Raw genomic sequence first — 18,198 nt, 5'->3', positions numbered from 1 at the left:
GACCTGCCCGCGAAGCGGCTCCCGGGAGTACCGTGGGCGGTACGACGGGACCCGAGCGGTGCCCCGGTACGTCGGCGGCGCCGCGGTCAGGGGGCGGCCATGCTCATCGAACTGCTCGTCATCGTCCTGGTCATCGGAGTGATCTGCACGGCCTCCGCGGCGCGGATCATCACGCAGTACGAGCGGGGCGTCGTGTTCCGCTTCGGCAGGCTCCAGGAGTCGGTGCGCGGACCCGGCCTCACCTTCGTGATCCCGGGCGTGGACCGGCTGCGGAAGGTGAACCTGCAGATCATCACCATGCCGGTGCCCGCGCAGGAGGGCATCACCCGGGACAACATCACGGTGCGGGTGGACGCGGTGGTGTACTTCAACGTCACCGATCCGGCGCGCGCGGTGGTCAACGTGGAGGACTACCTGTTCGCGATGGGCCAGGTCGCCCAGTCGTCGCTGCGCTCCATCATCGGCAAGAGCGACCTGGACGACCTGCTGTCGAACCGGGAGCGGCTCAACCAGGGCCTCGAAGTGATGATCGACAGCCCGGCGCTGCACTGGGGCGTGCACATCGACCGGGTGGAGATCAAGGACGTCTCGCTGCCGGAGTCGATGAAGCGCTCCATCGCCCGGCAGGCCGAGGCGGAACGGGAGCGACGCTCCCGGATCATCGCGGCCGACGGCGAGTACCAGGCGTCCCGCAAGCTCTCCGACGCGGCGGGCGTCATGGCCGACGCCCCGGCGGCGCTGCAGCTGCGCCTGCTGGAGACCGTGGTGGAGGTGGCGGCGGAGAAGAACTCGACGCTGGTGCTGCCGTTCCCGGTGGAGCTGCTGCGCTTCGTGGAGCACGCCCAGTCCCAGGCCGGGCAGCAGCACCCGGACGAGCGGCCCACCCGGCGACCCACCGCGGATCCGGCCGCGCTCGACCAGATCCCGGACCCCGCCGGGGTCCCCGACGTCGAGGGCGTCCCGCAGGTGCGCGACGCCCGCATCGCCCCCGGCCTCAGCTCAGGAAGCGGGTGAGCGCCTCGGCGCAGCTCCGGATCTGGGCGGTGGGCACGTTCTCCTGCTGGGTGTGCGCCAGGGTCGGCGAGCCGGGGCCGAAGTTCACCGCGGGCAGCCCCCGCGCGGCGAACCGGGCCACATCGGTCCAGCCGAGCTTCGCCACCGGTTCCCCGCCCGCGGCCGCCACGAGTTCGGCCGCGGCGGGCGAACCCAGGCCGGGCAGCGCGCCGCCGGAGCCGTCCACGACGGTGAGGTCGAAACCGTCGAACACCTCGCGGACGTGGGCTTCGGCCTCCGCCAGCGACTTGTCCGGGGCGAAGCGGTGGTTGACCGCGACCAGGCACGAGTCGGGCACGACGTTGCCCGCGACCCCGCCTTCGATCCGCACCGCCTGCAGGCCTTCGTGGTACTGGAGGCCGTCGATCACCGGCTGCCGCGGCACGTAGTCCAGCAGCCTGCGCAGGATCGGCTCGGCCCCGTGGATCGCGTTCTCCCCCATCCACGCGCGCGCGGTGTGCGCGCGGGCACCGCTGGTGCGGATCTCCACCCGCAGCGTGCCCTGGCAGCCCGCTTCGATGCTGGCGTTGGACGGTTCGCCGACGATCGCCAGGTCGCCGTCCAGCCAGTCCGGCAGCTCCCGCTCGATCCGGTTCAGCCCGTTGTGCTCGGCCGCGATCTCCTCGCAGTCGTAGAACAGGAAGGTGAGGTCGTGGCGCGGTTCCGGCAGCGCCGCGGCCACGTGCAGCAGGACGGCGTCCCCACCCTTCATGTCCACGGTCCCGCAACCGTGCAGCACCTCGTCGGCCCCGGAACCGGTGCGCCGGGACGGCAGGTTGTCGTTGATCGGCACGGTGTCCAGGTGACCGGCGAGCAACACCCGGGACGCGCGCCCGAGGTTCGTGCGGGCCAGCACGGCCTCGCCGTTGCGCACCACCTCCAGGTGCGGTGCCTGGGCGCGCAGCGCGTGCTCCACGGCGTCGGCCAGGCGCCGCTCGTCCCGGGAGACGCTGGGGATGTCCACCAGCGCGGCGGTCAGCTCGACGGGATCGGCGCGGAGATCGAGGAGGTCGGTCACCCGAGGCAGGCTACCCGCGGCGGTGCGCGGACCCCCCCCCCGACGCCGCCGCACCCGCGGAGTCCACGGTGGACGGTCCAGCGGCCGGAATCCGCGCTCGCTCCCGGCAATCGCGTGATCACGAACAGTGCCGGTGCCGCCTGCCGAGCCGACCCCTGCAGGGCGGTGCCGGAATGCGCCGATTACCGTTTTTCGCATGAGCGCGCAGACACCCGACCCGCAGAGCACCGGCGCCCACGGCATCGGCCTGGCCACCGTCACCGACGACGGCACCGTGCTGGACACCTGGTTCCCCACCGTCAAGCTCGGTGAGCCCGGCGAATCCCGCACCACCCGGCTGACCGGCGAGGAAGCGGTGCGGTCCCTGGGCGAGGCCGGGGCCGCACTGCTCGGCCGCGACGACGCCCGCGGCGTGGAGGTCGTCGCCGTGCGCACCGAGATCGGCAGGCTCTCCGACGAGCCCGCCGACACCCACGACATCTACCTGCGCCTGCACCTGCTCTCGCACCGCCTGGTCCGCCCGCACGGGCAGAACCTGGACGGCATGTTCGGGCTGCTGTCCAACGTCGTGTGGACCAACCACGGCCCCTGCCCGGTCGAGGGCTTCGAGGCGACCCGGCTGCGGCTGCGGTCCCGCGGCCCGGTCACCGTCCACAGCGTCGACAAGTTCCCCCGGATGGTCGACTACGTGACGCCGTCCGGCGTGCGCATCGGCGACGCGGACCGGGTGCGGCTGGGCGCGCACCTGGCCAGCGGCAGCACCGTCATGCACGAGGGCTTCGTGAACTTCAACGCGGGCACGCTCGGCGCGTCGATGGTCGAGGGCCGGATCTCGGCGGGCGTCGTCGTCGGGGACGGCTCCGACGTCGGCGGTGGGGCGTCCGTGATGGGCACCCTCTCCGGCGGTGGCAAGGAGGTCATCTCCATCGGTGAGCGCTGCCTGATCGGCGCCAACGGCGGCGTCGGCATCACCCTCGGCGACGACTGCGTCGTGGAGGCCGGGCTGTACGTCACCGCGGGCACCAAGGTCTCGCTGCCGGACGGCACCCTCACGAAGGCGCGCGAGCTGTCCGGATCCGACGGCCTGCTGTTCCTGCGCAACTCCGCCACCGGCGCGGTGGAGGTCCGCCCGCGCACCGGCGGCAAGGTCGAGCTGAACGCGGCGCTGCACGCGAACGACTGACCACTACGCCGATCCGACCGCCGAAGGGCGGGGGTTCACCGGGCCCGGATCGGCGACACTGGTGGTATGGACCGCCCCGCAGGTACGCCCGGCCTGCCACCCGAACCGCTGGTGGCGGGCCGGGCGGACCCGATCGCCGAGCACGTCCGCGCCGCGCTGGACCTCAGCACCCGCGCCCTGCTGGACGGCGAAGCAGGGGCCGGACGCGAGAAGACCGCCGAACCGGTGCACCGGATGCGGATCTCGGTGCGCCGGATGCGAGTGGTCCTGCGCTCCGCCGCCCCCTTCCTGGACCAGCGCTGGTCGGAACCGCTGCGCGCGGAGCTCGGCTGGCTCGGCCGCGAGCTCGGCGTGGTCCGCGACCTGGACGTGCTGCTGGCGCGGCTGCACCGGGACGCCGCCGATTTCGACGCGGCGCAACGGGAATCGGCGGGCAGGCTGTTCGACGCCGCGAGCCGCGAGCACCGCGCCGCGCGGGAGGCGCTGCTGGCCGTGCTGGCCGGGCAGCGCTACCGGGCGCTGGTCGACGCGCTCACCTCGGCCGTGCGCGAACCGCTGCCCGCCTCCGCCGTGGAGCAGAGCGGGATGCGCGAGCTCCGCGCCCTCGTCGCCGAGCAGTACCGCCGGCTGCGCCGCGCGGTCGACGAGGTGGGCCCCGGCGCGACCGACGAGGAGCTGCACGAGCTCCGCCTCCTCGGCAAGCGGCTGCGGTGGACCGCGGAACTCGCCGAGCCGGTGTCCGGCAAGCCGATGCGGCAGCTGCTCGCCGCCGCGAAGCGGTTCCAGGACGTGCTCGGCGAACTCCACGACGCTCGCAACGCCGAAGAACAGGTGCGGCGACTGCTCGCGGACCTCGGGCCGGACGTCCGGCTCGCGTTCGTGTCCGGTCGCCTCGTCGAACGGGAGCACGCCCGCCGGGTCGACCACCGGGAGCAGTGGTGGGAGCGCTGGCGCGAGCTGCGCAGCAGTGCCGCGAAGGTGTGAGCGGGCGGCGCGCTCGACCGGCGGCCGCCCGCCGCTCAGCCCAGCCGCGCCGCGGCCGCCTCGATCCGCTCGTCCGGTGCGGTCAGCGCGATCCGGACGTGCCGCTGCCCGCCGGGACCGTAGAACGTGCCGGGCGCGACGAGGATGCCGCGCTGCGCCAGCAGGCCCACCGTCTCCCAGGCGTCGTCCCCGCACGTCGCCCACAGGTACAGGCCCGCGCGCGAGTGCTCGATGGTGAACCCGGCGGCCTCCAGCGCGGGACGCAGCACCGCGCGGCGGGCCGCGTACAGCTCGCGCTGCGCCTCGACGTGCTCGTCGTCGAGCAGCGCCGCCGTCATCGCCTGCTGCACCGGCCGCGGCATGATCATGCCCGCGTGCTTGCGCAGCTCCAGCAGCCGCGCCACCAGGTCCGGGTCACCCGTGATGAACCCGGCGCGGTAGCCGGCCAGATTCGAGGACTTCGACAGCGAGTGCACCGCCAGGACCCCGGTGGGGTCCTCGCCGGTCACCGACGGGTGCAGCACCGACACCGGCTCGGCTTCCCACCCCAGCGCCAGGTAGCACTCGTCGGAGGCCACCACGGCCCCTGCCTCGCGCGCCGCGCGCACCGACTCGGCCAGCGCGGCCGCGTCCAGCACCCGGCCCGTCGGGTTGGACGGCGAGTTCAGCCACACCAGCGCTGTCCCCGCGGGCGGGGCCTCCCCCGGCGCGAGCCGCACCACCTCGGCGCCGGCGATCTTCGCACCGACCTCGTAGGTCGGGTACGCCAGCTCCGGGATCGCCACCACGTCACCGGCCCGCACGCCCAGCAGCGTCGGCAACCAGGCGACCAGCTCCTTGGAGCCGATCGTCGGCAGCACCGCCGCCGGGTCGACGGTCACCCCGTGCCTGCGGGCCAGCGCCTCGACGGCTGCGGCGCGCAGTTCCGGCGTGCCGTGCGTCGCCGGGTAGCCGGGCACCTCGGCGACCGAGGCCAGCGCCGCGCGCAGCGGCTCCGGCACCGGGTCGACCGGGGTCCCGACCGACAGGTCCACCAGCCCGTCCGGGTGCGAGCGGGCCGTCGCGGTCTGGGCGGCCAGGGAATCCCACGGGAAATCCGGCAGCCGCGGACCGCGCGGCTCGCGCGTCCCGGAACTCATTCTCCCTGCGGCGGCAGGCTGGTCACGGGCTCGACGTCCTTGTCGACCTTGCCGACCTTGGCCGCGCCGCCGGGCGAACCGAGCTCGTCGAAGAAGTCCACGTTCGCCTTCGTGTAGGCGCCCCACTCGTCCGGGACGTCGTCCTCGTAGTAGATGGCCTCCACCGGGCAGACCGGTTCGCAAGCACCGCAGTCGACGCACTCATCGGGGTGGATGTAGAGCATCCGCCCGCCCTCGTAGATGCAGTCGACAGGGCATTCCTCGATGCATGCCTTGTCGAGCACGTCGACGCAGGGCTCGGCGATCACGTAGGTCACGGTTGCTCTCCTGCTAGTTTCGATCCGGACCAGGCTTCCGCTACCCGGCCGATGCCAGTATCCCCCGGGCCCACCGCCGCGAGCCAAGGTGGTCCCGTCGCGCGGGCAGCATTTCGACCATACTTCGGGGCGCCGAGGGCGGTAAACGCCATGAACTCCTCGGATCGCTAGTGTCCCGCCCCGTGGGCATCCGCCCGCAACCACTTCGCACCCTGCTTCGCGATGCGGCGCAGCGCGGACCGTTCGCCCAGGTAACCACCCACGACGCCGACGACGGGCACGTTGCCGATCCACTCGTGGTAGAAGCGGCCCTGCGGCCGCTTGTCCAGTTCGGAGTCGATCTCCCAGAGGGCACGTGCCATTCGCCACACCGTGCGCACCACCGCCCGCACCCGGGTGCCGCCGGTGCGGCGGGCCTCGTCGAGCTCCTCGGTCAGCTCGGCCGTCATCGCGTCCTCCTCGGCCTGCGCACCGCCCCGCTCCCCGGACGCGACCTCCGGGGGCAGATCGCGGTCCAGCAGCACCTTCGCGATCAGCCGCACCCGGGTCGCCCGGTCCGCCACGCCGTGCTCGGCGGCGATCGCCGAGAGCACCAGGCCCTGCCCGGCCATCCCGAGCGCGTTGCGGATCGGCAGCCGCGAGGTGAGCGCGCCGCCGAACCGCGGCAGGCCCGCCACGACCGCGACCAGCCTGCCCACCCGCTGCGCCCACCAGTCGCAGCGCTCGTCGACGCTCATCGCGTCCCAGGTGGAGCTGCCCGGCAGGCGCATGCCGTCCAGCTGGCGCAGCAGCTTGTGCAGCACCCCGGGCGCGTCCGCCGCGGAGTCGTCCGGGGTGCGGGACGGCTCGGCCGCGGCGGGCCCGCTCTCCGGCGACTCGTCCGGTGCCGGGGCCCGCGGGGCGGTGGAAGAGGTCTCGTTCTCGGCATCCGCGCTCTCGGCTCCCGCGCTTCCGACGCCCGCGTTCCCGACGCCCGCGTTCCCGACGCCCGCGTTCTCGGTGCCTGCGTTCACGACATCCGCGGCCTCGGCTCCCGCCGCGGCGTCGGCGAACCGGCCGCGCAGCCGCAGCGGATCGGACTCCCGGAGCACCTCCAGCAGCGGCGTCGTCGCGCGCACGAACGGGCGCAGCACCACCGCGACCCGCTCGTCGGTCAGCACCTCGGCCACGGCCGCCCCCTCACCTGCCGGCGGACCTGCCCAGGACGATCCCGAGCATCATCGCCGACGGCAGCGTCCCCGCTCCGATCAGCAACAACGTGCGCCAGTCGTTGCCCATCAGCATGACGTCGCCGCCGGGGCCGAAGAGGCCGAACACGAAGATGGTGGCGAACCACACCACCAGCGGGGCCGCCGCCACCCGCCTGCTCGGCGCGAGCCGGCCCGCCGCCGAGACCAGCATCGGCGTCGTCACCGCCGCCACCGCAGTGGTGATCGGGAACGGCGTGCTCCCGATCCACAGCGGCAGGTACAGCACCTCCACCAGCGCCAGCACCACCGCGTCGAGCAGCAGGAAGCCGAACACCAGCCGGTCGAGGCCGCTCACCTCGGCTCCACCGGTTCGGTCCCGCTCACCCCGAGCCCGCCGAACAGGTCCTGCTCGCCGCCCGCCGGATCACCGGTGGCCAGCACGTAGTGCTCGGTCCCGGTCAGCGGGTGCGCCACTCCGTTCGACAGCGCGTAGGCGCCGGGGCCGTCCTCGTTGTTCCACTCGTCCACCCACACCCGGACCTGGGTGCCGTGGGCGCGCAGGGCGCGGATCTTGGCCGGGAGGTGGTCCGCGACGTCGATCACCGTGGTGATCGATTCGTCGGGCACGCTCGCCAGGTCCGCCGGGTCGGGGAGCTCGAACGGCAGTGCTTCGGCGGTGGCCAGCTCGACCAGCCCGGCGCGGATCCGGTCCCGGGACGGCACCGCGTGGAACACCCGCAGCACGTCCGGGACGCGTTCGGCCGCGGCCATCGTCACCTCGTGCGCGCGCACGTGGTCGGGATGGCCGTAGCCGCCGTCAGCCGCGTACGTCACCACGACCTGGGGCCGCACCTCGTGCAGGACTTCGGCGAGCGCATCGGTCTGCTCGGCCAGGTCGCCGACGGCGAACGCCCGCGGGTGCGCCGAGGGCAGCGCCCCGGCGCGGCCGGGTTCCTCCCACAGCATCCCGGAATCTCGCCACCGGCCGATGCCGCCGAGGAAGCGGTGGTCGGCCACCCGCAGCGCCGCGCAGGCGGAGCGCAGTTCGCCCACCCGGTAGCCGCCGAGCTGGTCGGCCTGGTCGGCGGCCAGTCCCCGCAGGCTCTCCGGGATGACCTCGCCCTCTTCACCGAGGGTGCAGGTCACCACCGTCACCTGGACACCGCGCGCCGCGTAGCGGGCGATCGTCCCGCCGGTCCAGAGGGTCTCGTCATCCGGATGCGCGTGCACCAGCAACAACCGGGGAGGAGCCGTCAGCGTCACCTGCACAGCGTAATCGGCGCGGCGCGCCCCTCCGCGCGGTGGTCGAGCAGCCGGCGACGCGCCCTGTCAACCAGCGTCGATCAACTTTCACCCGAGCCGGTGGACCGGATCCCCCGGACGATCAGCTCAGCGGCCCTGCAGCGCGTCCAGCGCGACCGCCTGCGCGAACACCACCCGCCGGTCCAGCCGGTCGTCCCGGACCGTGATCACGTAGCGGTCCCGCAGCGCGAACTTCTTCTCCACGGACAGCACGACCTCCCCGTCCACGGTGAAGTCGAAGTGGTAGGGGAAGAAGAACGGGATGTTCTCGATGAACGGGATGAACTCCCACCCGCGGCGCAGCAGCGCGATCGCCTTGCTGCGCTCGTGCCCGACGCAGCCGGGGTGGCCGGGCTGCTCCACGTGCCAGGTGGACCGGGTCAGCGACTTGCGGAAGTCCTTGCGGAACGAGCCGATCGGCGCGCCCGCCGCGTCGGTGACGTCGTAGCCGGAGGCCAGGTCCATCACCTTCCGCGCCCGGAAACCCGCCACCGGCCGGGTCTTGTCGGTGTCCGCGTAGAGCGTGACCTGCTCCTTGAGCGCGACCCGCTTCTGCTGCGCGAACGCGACGAGCTCGCCTTCGCCGCCGTGGCCGTCGTCGGCCCGGATCTCGTACCGGTTGACCATCAACGTCATGCGCTGGCGCATGTGGAACGTGCTGATCTGCTGCAACGGCCCCGAATCCACGCTCTCTCCTCGCTGTCCCGGCCCGGCCGGAGGTCAGTACCCGTCGTTGTCGCTGGGGGTGCCCTTCCAATCGGCCGCGGTGGAGAACGGGCCCGACAGGCCGTTCCCGCGCTGCACCCCGGTCACGTCCCGGCCGAACGCCAGCACCTGCGCCTGCTGGTACAGCGGCAGCGCCACGGCCTGCGACCACAGCACCGATTCGACCTTCGCCGAGGCTTCCGGGAACGGGAGCGCCCCGCTGAGCGCGGCGTCGATCGTCGGCTGCAGCAGCTGGTCGCAGAACCCCGTGGCGGTGAACGGGAACGGCTGGTCGTCCGAGTCGACGCCCGGGCAGCCGTAGGAGGTGGCCATCATCGCCGCCGGATCTCCGTCGGCCGGGCGCGGCGCGATCGCCATGTCCACCGAGCTCGCCGCACCGGGTTCCTCCGACAGCGGATTCGCCGGCAGCATCTCGCCGAAGAGCTGGTCGCCGGTGGGGGTGACCACGGTGGCCTGGATGTCCTGGGCCCGCAGCTGCGCCGCCGCGTCCTCGGCGATCCGGATGTACTGCTCGTGCTCGAACGGGGCCGCGATCACCAGGTTCAGCGTGCGGCCGTCCTTGGTCCACGCCCCGGCGCGGTGCTCGTACCCGGCTTCGGTGAGCAGCCGCTGCACGCGCGCCGGATCGGGTCCGTCGGTGCCGGGCGGCTCGGTCGGGGTGTACCCGCGTTCCGAGGGCGCGAGCACCTGGGCGTGCGCGTGCAGCTGGTCCCCCGGCCCGCCACCGCTGCCGACGTCGATCAGCGCCTCGCGGTCCAGACCGGCCACGACGGCGTTCCGCACCCGGGCGTCGGCGAGCTGCGCGCTGGTCGGCCGCAGCAGCACCTGCATCGTCGCCGGGCGGGGAACGGTGCTGACCTGGACCGACGACCCCAGGTCGCGCAGCGCGCCCATGGTGTTCCGGTCCGCGCCGAACACCGCCATGTGCAGGTCCCCGCTGCGGAGCGCGGCGACCTGACCGGCCTGGTCGCTGGCCCGCAGCACGATCCGGTCGGACACCGCGGGCTTGCCCCAGAACCGGTCGTTGCGCTCCAGGATGATCTCCCCGCGCTGCAGGTCGACCTGGCGGATCGCGAACGGCCCGCCCGAGGCCGGGTAGCCGTTGTCCAGCGCCGTCGTCCACCCGCGCGGCGCGTCCCGCAGCAGGTGCGCGGGCAGCAGGTTCGCGAACAGGCTCTGCCAGCCCGGGTAGGGCCGTTCGAAGGTGACCTCGACGGCCTTGCCGCCGTTGCGCGACTGCACGTCGTCGATCAGCTGGTACCCGGCGGGATCCGACACGCCGGGCTGGGAGCGCAGCTGCTCCCACAGGTAGACGAAGTCCTCGGCGGCGATCGGCGCGCCGTCCGACCAGGCCGCCTCCTTGCGGATCCGGTAGCGCACCGTGAACCGCTCCGCCTCCGGCACGACCTCCGCCGACTCCATCAGCGTCGTGTCCAGCGCGTTCGCCCCGTCTGGCCCGGGCCGGAACACCGAGGGCAGCATCAGGCTGGACAGCGCCGAGCTCGTCGGCGACAGGTCCGCGAGCGTGTGCGGGTTGAACCCGCCCTCCAGCGAGTCGACGCCGACGACGACCTCGGTCGGCATCGGCTGCGTCGACGGAGCCGTCTGCGGACTCGGCTCCGGCGGCGCGACCAGCGGAGGCGGCGGCGCGTCGGTGCACGCCACCACCAAGCTCCCGATCGTCACCAGCAAGCTGACCACGGTGAGCGGACGTCGACCCTGGTGCACGCTGCCGAACCTCCCCTCGTTCCCGGTCGCCGATCGCAGGCGGACGCGATGTCCCCCTGTCGGAGGACGCGCGGAAGCACTCATGGTTCCGCGCGTCCTCGCGGCGCCGCACACCGGGGTGGAAACGCTCAGCTTCTGCTCAGGGAACTCAGCCGTTGTCGCGAGCCTTGGCCCGGGAACGCTCCCGGCCGCGGGTCGTCGCGTCCAGCACGACCTTGCGGACCCGGATCGCGTCCGGCCCGACCTCGACGCACTCGTCGGCGGAGCAGAACTCCAGCGCTTCCTCCAGGCCCAGCGTGCGGGGCCGGGCCAGCCGCTCCAGCTCGTCGCCGGTGGCGGAGCGCATGTTGGTGAGCTTCTTCTCCTTGGTGACGTTGATGTCGAGGTCCTCGGCGCGCGGGTTCTCGCCCACGACCATGCCCTCGTACACCTCGGCGCCGGGCTCCACGAAGAACGTGCCGCGGTCGGCCAGCTGCATCATCGCGTAGCTGGTGACCGGGCCGGTGCGGTCCGCCACCAACGAGCCGCTGTGCCGGGTGCGCAGTTCGCCGACCCACGGGAAGTAGCCCTCGAAGACGTGGTTGGCGATGCCGGTACCGCGCGTCTCGGTGAGGAACTCGGTGCGGAAGCCGATCAGGCCGCGCGAGGGGATCACGTAGTCGAGCTTGATGCGGCCGGTGCCGTGGCCCTCCATCGTCTCCATCTTCCCCTTGCGCCCGGCCAGCAGCTGGGTGATCGCACCCAGGTGCTCCTCCGGGGAGTCGATGGTGAGCCGCTCGAACGGCTCGCACAGCTTGCCGTCGATGGTCTTGGTGACCACCTGCGGCTTGCCCACGGTCAGCTCGAAGCCCTCGCGGCGCATCGTCTCCACGAGCACGGCCAGCGCCAGCTCGCCACGTCCCTGCACCTCCCAGGTGTCGGGGCGCTCGGTCGGCACGACCTTGATGCTGACGTTGCCGATCAGCTCGGCGTCGAGGCGGTTCTTCACGAACCGCGCGGTGACCTTCGTGCCGCCGTTGCGGCCGGTCATCGGCGAGGTGTTCACGCCGATGGTCATCGAGATCGCCGGGTCGTCCACGGTGATCCGCGGCAGCGGCTGCGGGTCGTCGGCGTCGGCGAGGGTGTCGCCGATGGTGATGTCCGGGATGCCCGCGATCGCCACCAGGTCACCGGCGTGCGCCTCGGCGGCCGGTACCCGGTCCAGGTTCTCGGTGATGAGCAGTTCGGTGATCCGCACCTTCTCCACGGACCCGTCCTCGCGGCACCAGCCGACGGTCTGGCCCTTGCGCATGGTGCCCGCGTGGATGCGGCACAGCGCGATGCGGCCCAGGAAGGCGGAGGCGTCGAGGTTGGTGACCAGGGCGCGCAGCGGTGCCTCGTAGTCGCCGACCGGCGCGGGCACGTGCTCCATGAGCACGTCGAACAGCGCGGTGAGGTCCTCGTCCTCGGGCAGGTCGCCGTCGGCGGGCTGGGTGAGGCTCGCGCGCCCGGAGCGGGCGGAGGCGTAGATCACCGGCAGGTTCAGCACGGCGTCCATGTCCACCGAGCCCTCGCCGTCGTCGAGCTCGGAGGCGAGGTCCAGCAGCAGGTCGTGGGCCTCTTCGACGACCTCGGCGCAGCGCGCGTCCGGGCGGTCGACCTTGTTCACCACGAGGATCACCGGCAGCTTCGCGGCCAGCGCCTTGCGCAGCACGAAGCGGGTCTGCGGCAGCGGGCCTTCGCTGGCGTCGACCAGCAGCACCACGCCGTCGGCCATGGACAGGCCGCGCTCGACCTCGCCGCCGAAGTCGGCGTGGCCCGGGGTGTCGATGACGTTGATGGTGACGGGACCGTCCTCGGTCTCCCGCCGGACGGCCGTGTTCTTGGCCAGGATCGTGATGCCCTTTTCCCGTTCCAGGTCATTGGAGTCCATGACCCGGTCGACGAGTTCGGCACGTTCGGAGAAGGCGCCGGATTGCCGCAGCATGGCGTCCACCAGGGTGGTCTTACCGTGGTCGACGTGCGCGACGATCGCGACGTTGCGCAGATCATTGCGGATCCGCTGGTTCGGTTCGGCGACGCTGGTGGCGGGCACGCGAGCACTCCATGAGTTGGAAGACGAAGATCAGGTCTGGCGGCGGGCGCTAGTCGACCTCGGCCGGCCGCCGTCCCGCTGCCGCCGCTGCGGGAAGTTGCGGCCCCCGGCGCGGACCCGCGTTCCGAGAACCCCGTGCTCCGGCAGGCTCACCCATCGTGAGAAGGCGGCCGATCGCGGACGGCGGGGCCGTCATTGTCGAAGGCCCGACACTTGCTGAGGCTCGGTGCGTTGTCGACACGCGGCCTAGTCCAGCGTAGAGCACTTCCCGAACGGGGCCGCGGACAGGTGTTGAGCGCAACACCCGCGGCCGCTGGTTCGCCGGAACCAGCGGGACCGACCTAGGGTGGCGGTGTCCGGTCCCCGAGCGGACCCCTCCGGCAGCGGGAAGCCAGTCGTGGGCAAGAAAACGATCAAGGTCAAGCGGAAGTGCTGCCTTTCGAAACCGCCGTGCAAGCAATGCCCGATCGTGGTGCTGCGGGAAGCGTTGAAGGACGCGAAAGCACGCGAAGTCAAGAAAGCGCAGAAGAAGGCGAAGAAGGAGTCGAAGGAAAAGGGATCGCATTGATCCGCTCCTCGGCGCGGCAGCCCAGGCGCGGATCAGCGCGAACGCTTTATTCGCTGGTCGGGACGAGCTGGTCGGCGTACTTCGCCATTTCCGGCACGGTGCGCAGCGCCTGGAATTCGATCACTTCGTGCCGGGCGAGTTTTCGCAGCTCGAAGGGATCGGTGGCGAGGATGGCCTCCAGCCTGCCGCGGGACATGGATCTGGCGATGAGCACGCCCCCGGTCAGCGGGCGGCCCGGTTCCGGAGCGCGGTGGCCGGTCGTGATGAAGTCACCGGCCTCGTAATGTCTGCTCACCCACTCATAGTGATCCACCAATGCGCCGTCGATGTCCGATTGCGGAGCCGTGTAGTTCAGCAATACGACGAACATGAATCCACGATAGTCCTCCTCCGGCACGAGTGCCCATACCCTTCTGATAATGTGCGTGCCGTGCACGAAATGTCGCATCCGCGTCTGAGCATGTGGTGGGGGGGGCCAGGGGCCCCGGCTCGTCGTGCGCTGAACCGCACGCACATCGGTCGCCACCAGGCGACCGGGCGATGCGCGGTGCAGGCTGGTGAGCGGCCGTCGATCCGAGGAGAGATCGTGACCCGCTTGTCCGGCATCACCCCGTCCGGCCACGTCCACCTGGGCAACCACCTCGGCGCGCTGCGCCGCTGGGCGACCGGGGGCGGCCCGGAGGACCTGTACTTCATCTCCGACCTGCACGCGATGACGCTGCCGTACCGGCCCGAGCGGCTGCGCGCCCTCACCAGGGAGAACCTGGCCGTGCTGCTGGCGAGCGGCATCACCGCCGACTCGGTGTTCGTGCAGTCCGATCTGGCGGGCGAGCTCGGCGCGCTGAACTGAGTCCTGGAGTGCACCTGCGGCTTCGGCGAGGCCGCCCGGATGATCCAGTTCAAGGAGAAGGGCGCCGGGCAGGACAGCGCGCGCCTCGGCCTGCTCACCTACCCGGTGCTGATGGCGGCGGACATCCTGCTGCAGGGCGCCACCGAGGTCCCGGTCGGAGTGGACCAGAACCAGCACGTCGAACTGGCGCGCACGCTGGCCAGGCGGTTCAACGGCGGCCGCGGGGAGGTGTTCGTCGTCCCGCGCGCCGTGGTGCCGAAGACGGCCGCCTCGGTCCGGGACCTGTCCGATCCGGCCCGCAAGATGGCGAAGTCCGCGCAGCAGCAGGCGGGCGTCGTGTTCGTGCTGGACGAACCGGACGTGGTGCGCCGCAAGTTCCGCCGCGCCGTCACCGACGACCGGGCCTCGGTCCGCTACGACCCGGACGAGCAGCCCGCGGTGGCGAACCTGCTGGAGATCCTCGCCGCCTGCACCGGTGGCAGCCCGTACGCGGCGACCTCGGCCGCGAGCACGTACGCCCAGCTCAAGGACACCGTGGCGGAGGCGGTGGTCGAACTGCTGCGGCCGGTCCGGGACGGCGCCCGCGAGCTGCTGGACGACCCCGCCGAGCTGGACCGGGTGCGGGAGAAGGGCGCCGCCCGCGCGGCCGAGCGCGCCCGGCCGCGGCTGGATGCCGCGATGCGGGTCGCCGGGTTGCGTTGAACGTCCCCTGATCGAACGAGCCGAGGCCGGGGGCCCGGGATCGGGCGCCGCGCGCCCCACGGGCCCCTGACCTGGGTTCTCGACCCGCACCGCCGAATCGCCTCCGCCCGGGCGTTCGTTCACCAGTTCGAGTAATTCGGGCTGGAAACGTGGCGAACAGGTGGTCGAACGCGGCAATCTTGCTGCATGAACGCAGCGAACGCACACCACGGCCGGAACGGCTTCCGACGCGGCGGCCGAGACCTCACAGCGGCAGCTCGCGCAGCGAGTGCGCCAGCACCTGGTCGGCTTCGAGCCAGTCCAGCCCGCCCAGTTCGGACCGGGTCGCCCAGCGCACCGCCCGGTGCTCCACCGCCCGCGGCTCGACGCCGGGGTCGGCCAGTTCCGCGGTGTGCACCCGCAGCAGCATCCCGCCGCGCAGCGGCACGTCGGTGCCGACGCGTCCGGTCGGCACTACCTCCACGTCCAGCTCCTCCTTGCACTCCCGGACGACCGCGTCCTGCTCGCTCTCCCCCGGCTCCACCCGGCCACCGGGCAGTTCCCAACGACCGGCGTCCCGCGCGGGGAACCGGCGCTGCTGCACGAGCAGCCGCCCCCGCCGCGTGATCGCCGTCCCCACCACGACCGGCCGCGCCGCCCAGGACTCAGCGAGCGCACCGACCGCGCGCATCCGGCGCGCCAGCACCGCCAGCACCACGCGACGGGCCAGCGCCACGTCGACCAGCCGCCCGAGCGCGCCGAACGGCGTCGTCCAGCGCAGCGAGTCGGTCAGCAGCGTGTGGCCACCGGCTTCGGCCAGCACCGATTCGTGCCGCAACTCCTGGAGAGGACCAGCGATGAGCACCGATTCCAACCGATCCGCGTCGGCCCGCACGATGCGAGTGCGCAGCCGTGCCGCCGGGACCTTCGTCCACCGGAAGGCGAGGTCGTCCCCCGGGACGAGGAGTTCGGCGGCGGGCGTCAGCGCCCGGCCCTGGATGCCCAGTTGCCGCAGGCCCTCCTCCGCGGTGCGGGTGTGGCGCAACGCCGCCCCGACCGTTCGCAGCGGGGCCGCCACCAGACCTGTGCTTCGCAACACCGACACGTGGGGACATCCTGCCGCACGCCGCGCGGAGCGGTCCCCGGGGTGGTTCCCGTTCCGGGAGGCGACCCGCGCCCGAGCCCCGGGCGCGTTCCGCCGGCTGCGCGCGGTCGCCCGTCGGCTGCGCGGCGCGCTCGCGACGGTCTCAACCCCCGCGGGGCGCGGGGCGCAGCGGGCCGGGCAACGGCCAGCGGATCTCGATGCGGGCACCGCCTTCGGGCGACTCCGCCGCGTGCACCGAACCGCCCCGGCCGCGCACGGCTTCGGCCACCAGAGCCAGTCCCAGCCCGGCGCCGCCGGTGCGGCGGGCCCGGTCCGGCTGCACCCGGTGGAACCGGTCGAACACCCGCGTCCGGTGCTCGGCGGGGATCCCCGGCCCGTCGTCGTCCACGACCAGCCGGACGCTCTCGGCCGCCGGGAGCAACGACACCCGGACCAGCGCCCGCGCGTGCCGCAGCGCGTTCCCGATCACGTTGTCCAGCACGGTGGCCACCTCGGCGGCACCGGCGAGGATCACGACGCTCCCGGTGGGCGCGGTGACCTGGACCCGGGGCCGGCCGCCCCGCAGGTTGGCCCGGTCGGCGGCCGCGCGCACGGCGCTGCCGAGCTCGATCGGCTGCTGCGGCGGCTGGGAACCGGACTCGGCCCTGGCCAGCGCGAGCAGTCCGTCCACCAGCTCCGACATCCGCTGCGCCTCGGCGGCGATGTCCTGGAGGGTCTCCTGCGCGAGCTCCGGGTCGGGGTGCACCACGGCGACCTCGGCCTGCGCCCGGATCGAGGCGACCGGGTTGCGCAGCTCGTGCGCGGCATCGCCGGTGAACCGGCGCAGCCACTCCGTGTCGCCGTCGCGGCGGGCCAGCATCTCGTTGAGCGCTTCCGCGAGCGCGCGCAGCTCGTCGTCGGCCGCCGGCACCGGCAGTCGACGCCCCTCCGGCAACCGCACCGCGGCCACCCGCATCCGCTCCACCGGGCGCAGCGACCGGCGCACCACCAACCAGGTCGCGACGCCGACAGCACCCGCGGCGATGATCGAGCCGAGCGCCAGGGCGCGGCCCGCCGAGCGCACCGTGTCGGAATGGCCGATCAGGTGCGCGCCGCCCAGCACCAGCCGCGGATCGCCCGCCGGGTCGGGCACCACGGTCCCGACCCAGCGGTAGAGGCCTCGGGCCGGGCCGTCCGCGGACCACTCGACGACGCCCTCGCCGCTCTTGAGCTCGCTGATGTTCGACCGCCCCAGCCGCGGGTCCGGCAGGGAATCGACCGGGACGCCCGAGGTGTCCAGCACCCGGACCTCACCGCCCGCCACCTCGCGCGGCGGTGTCCCGGTGGCGACCTGCCGCGCCGCGACCTCGACCTTGCCGTTCAACTCCGCGTCCACGGATTCGACGAGCAGCCAGCTCATCAAGCCGACGCCGAAGTGCGCGAGCACGCCGAACCCGACGAGGGCCACCGCCGTCGCGACCGCGCTGGTCCGGAACCGGAGGGTGCGGCGCGACCACCACGTCCGCAGCCGCCGCAGGGGCGACCAGTTCACCGGGAACCGTCCCCACCGCGTGGCTTCGTCGGTTCGGCGGCGGCGACCTCGTCCTGGTCCGGTTCGACGCTGACCTGGTAACCGTGGCCGCGGACCGTGCGCACCAGGTGCCCGGCGCCCGCCGCGGTGAGCTTGCGCCGCAGGTAACCGACGTAGACCTCGACCACGTTGCGGGTGACGAACTGGTCCGCGCCCCACACCTGGCGCAGCAGGTCCTCCTTGGGCACCACGGTGCCCGGACGGCTCGCCAGCGCGACCAGCAACCCGTACTCGCGCGGGGAGAGCGCCACCGGTGATCCGGCCCAGCTCACCTCACGGGCATCGCGGTCGATCTCCAGCTCGCCCACGCGCAACCTGGCGTGCCGCGCGGAGCTCTCGCCGCGACGTGCCAGGGCCCGGACCTGCGCGGTCAGCACCAGGAAGGAGAACGGCTTGACCAAGTAGCCGTCGGCACCGAGGTCCAGCCCGTCGGCTTGATCGACCTCGCCGTCCTTCGCGGACAGCAGCAGGACCGGGGTCGTGATCCCCTGGCCGCGCAGGCGCTCCAGCACGCGGTACCCGGACAGGCCGGGGAGCATCACGTCCAGCACCACGACGTCGAAGGACCCGGTGGCGGCGAGCCGCAACGCCTCCACTCCCTCGACCGCGACCGCGACCTCCATGCCCTCGGCGGTCAGGCCGCGCCGCAGCGCGGTCCGGACTCCCGGTTCGTCGTCGACCACCAACACCCGCGGCTGCATCTGCTCAGC

The 18,198-nt window shown here is 72.9% G+C and carries 17 protein-coding genes and 1 pseudogene; 5 read left to right on the top strand and 13 right to left on the bottom strand.

The features are described from left to right. Positions 1-99 precede the first annotated feature (99 nt). Complete coding sequence (locus tag LCD33_RS07295; protein ID WP_224956054.1) at positions 100-1,014, top strand: slipin family protein; 915 nt, start codon at positions 100-102, stop codon at positions 1,012-1,014. Here LCD33_RS07295 and dapE read toward each other — a convergent pair. Continuing rightward, positions 995-2,071 carry a succinyl-diaminopimelate desuccinylase gene (gene dapE, locus LCD33_RS07290; protein ID WP_224956055.1) on the bottom strand — a complete coding sequence of 359 codons (1,077 nt, stop codon included), beginning with the start codon at positions 2,069-2,071 and terminating at the stop codon, positions 995-997. The two genes, LCD33_RS07295 and dapE, sit on opposite strands and share 20 nt — an antisense overlap. Positions 2,072-2,267: 196 nt before the next feature. On the opposite strand from dapE, the gene dapD reads away from it, so the two are divergent. Both dapD and LCD33_RS07280 read left to right on the top strand, forming a co-directional pair. Then, positions 2,268-3,254: a 2,3,4,5-tetrahydropyridine-2,6-dicarboxylate N-succinyltransferase gene (gene dapD / locus LCD33_RS07285; RefSeq protein WP_224956056.1), complete on the top strand. Its 987-nt coding sequence runs from the start codon at positions 2,268-2,270 to the stop codon at positions 3,252-3,254. Positions 3,255-3,320: 66 nt separating this feature from the next. Beyond that, a complete protein-coding gene (locus LCD33_RS07280; RefSeq protein ID WP_224956057.1) occupies positions 3,321-4,238 on the top strand; it encodes a CHAD domain-containing protein in 918 nt (305 codons plus the stop codon). Positions 4,239-4,273: 35 nt separating this feature from the next. Here the strand turns inward: LCD33_RS07280 and dapC are convergent, their stop codons facing one another. The 8 genes from dapC to typA form a co-directional block, all read right to left on the bottom strand. Further along, the gene (gene dapC, locus LCD33_RS07275) at positions 4,274-5,377 is read right to left on the bottom strand and encodes a succinyldiaminopimelate transaminase (protein ID WP_224956058.1); all 1,104 of its coding nucleotides are present in this window, start codon (positions 5,375-5,377) and stop codon (positions 4,274-4,276) included. Further along, positions 5,374-5,694: a ferredoxin gene (fdxA, locus tag LCD33_RS07270; protein WP_224956059.1), complete on the bottom strand. Its 321-nt coding sequence runs from the start codon at positions 5,692-5,694 to the stop codon at positions 5,374-5,376. The genes dapC and fdxA overlap by 4 nt, the downstream gene beginning before the upstream one ends. Before the next feature lie 167 nt (positions 5,695-5,861). Then, a complete protein-coding gene (locus LCD33_RS07265; RefSeq protein ID WP_224956060.1) occupies positions 5,862-6,863 on the bottom strand; it encodes a hypothetical protein in 1,002 nt (333 codons plus the stop codon). A 10-nt stretch (positions 6,864-6,873) separates the two neighbouring features. Then, complete coding sequence (locus LCD33_RS07260; protein WP_224956061.1) at positions 6,874-7,239, bottom strand: hypothetical protein; 366 nt, start codon at positions 7,237-7,239, stop codon at positions 6,874-6,876. Beyond that, on the bottom strand, positions 7,236-8,147 hold the full coding sequence (gene mshB, locus LCD33_RS07255; RefSeq protein WP_224956062.1) for an N-acetyl-1-D-myo-inositol-2-amino-2-deoxy-alpha-D-glucopyranoside deacetylase: 912 nt from the start codon (positions 8,145-8,147) through the stop codon (positions 7,236-7,238). Before mshB ends, LCD33_RS07260 begins: the two co-directional genes overlap by 4 nt. A gap of 126 nt (positions 8,148-8,273) precedes the next feature. Beyond that, on the bottom strand, positions 8,274-8,873 hold the full coding sequence (locus LCD33_RS07250) for a hypothetical protein (RefSeq protein WP_224956063.1): 600 nt from the start codon (positions 8,871-8,873) through the stop codon (positions 8,274-8,276). Between the two features lie 33 nt (positions 8,874-8,906). Continuing rightward, a complete protein-coding gene (locus LCD33_RS07245) occupies positions 8,907-10,640 on the bottom strand; it encodes an ABC transporter family substrate-binding protein (protein ID WP_224956064.1) in 1,734 nt (577 codons plus the stop codon). Between the two features lie 148 nt (positions 10,641-10,788). Continuing rightward, positions 10,789-12,714: a translational GTPase TypA gene (gene typA / locus LCD33_RS07240; RefSeq protein ID WP_224956065.1), complete on the bottom strand. Its 1,926-nt coding sequence runs from the start codon at positions 12,712-12,714 to the stop codon at positions 10,789-10,791. Positions 12,715-13,111: 397 nt separating this feature from the next. On the opposite strand from typA, the gene LCD33_RS07235 reads away from it, so the two are divergent. Then, positions 13,112-13,282 carry a hypothetical protein gene (locus LCD33_RS07235; protein WP_224956066.1) on the top strand — a complete coding sequence of 57 codons (171 nt, stop codon included), beginning with the start codon at positions 13,112-13,114 and terminating at the stop codon, positions 13,280-13,282. Positions 13,283-13,328: 46 nt separating this feature from the next. On the opposite strand, the gene LCD33_RS07230 is transcribed toward LCD33_RS07235, so the two are convergent. Then, positions 13,329-13,652, bottom strand: a complete 324-nt coding sequence (locus LCD33_RS07230; RefSeq protein ID WP_224956067.1) for a YciI family protein — start codon at positions 13,650-13,652, stop codon at positions 13,329-13,331. Positions 13,653-13,868: 216 nt separating this feature from the next. On the opposite strand from LCD33_RS07230, the pseudogene trpS reads away from it, so the two are divergent. Beyond that, a pseudogene (gene trpS, locus LCD33_RS07225) lies at positions 13,869-14,834 on the top strand (tryptophan--tRNA ligase). 244 nt (positions 14,835-15,078) lie between these two features. Here trpS and LCD33_RS29340 read toward each other — a convergent pair. The 3 genes from LCD33_RS29340 to LCD33_RS07210 all read right to left on the bottom strand — a co-directional run bounded on the left by LCD33_RS29340 (position 15,079) and on the right by LCD33_RS07210 (position 18,189). Continuing rightward, entirely contained in the window at positions 15,079-15,918 is an 840-nt protein-coding gene (locus tag LCD33_RS29340; RefSeq protein ID WP_308011237.1) for an NUDIX domain-containing protein, read from the bottom strand. A 142-nt stretch (positions 15,919-16,060) separates the two neighbouring features. Beyond that, a complete protein-coding gene (locus tag LCD33_RS07215; RefSeq protein ID WP_224966084.1) occupies positions 16,061-17,449 on the bottom strand; it encodes a cell wall metabolism sensor histidine kinase WalK in 1,389 nt (462 codons plus the stop codon). Beyond that, positions 17,446-18,189 carry a response regulator transcription factor gene (locus tag LCD33_RS07210; protein WP_224956070.1) on the bottom strand — a complete coding sequence of 248 codons (744 nt, stop codon included), beginning with the start codon at positions 18,187-18,189 and terminating at the stop codon, positions 17,446-17,448. Before LCD33_RS07210 ends, LCD33_RS07215 begins: the two co-directional genes overlap by 4 nt. Positions 18,190-18,198: the final 9 nt, after the last annotated feature.

Source organism: Saccharopolyspora sp. 7B, assembly GCF_020177435.1.
GTDB lineage: Bacteria > Actinomycetota > Actinomycetes > Mycobacteriales > Pseudonocardiaceae > Saccharopolyspora_C > Saccharopolyspora_C gregorii.
This window is presented reverse-complemented; position numbering and strand designations above follow the sequence as displayed.

What these genes read in the sequence shown, in the direction of transcription:
- dapD (WP_224956056.1), top strand. Translation starts at nt 2,268, where the DNA reads ATGAGCGCGCAGACACCCGACCCGCAGAGCACCGGCGCCCACGGCATC.
- LCD33_RS07230 (WP_224956067.1), bottom strand. Translation starts at nt 13,652, where the DNA reads ATGTTCGTCGTATTGCTGAACTACACGGCTCCGCAATCGGACATCGAC.
- LCD33_RS07280 (WP_224956057.1), top strand. Translation starts at nt 3,321, where the DNA reads ATGGACCGCCCCGCAGGTACGCCCGGCCTGCCACCCGAACCGCTGGTG.
- LCD33_RS07210 (WP_224956070.1), bottom strand. Translation starts at nt 18,189, where the DNA reads ATGCAGCCGCGGGTGTTGGTGGTCGACGACGAACCGGGAGTCCGGACC.
- dapC (WP_224956058.1), bottom strand. Translation starts at nt 5,377, where the DNA reads ATGAGTTCCGGGACGCGCGAGCCGCGCGGTCCGCGGCTGCCGGATTTC.
- LCD33_RS07295 (WP_224956054.1), top strand. Translation starts at nt 100, where the DNA reads ATGCTCATCGAACTGCTCGTCATCGTCCTGGTCATCGGAGTGATCTGC.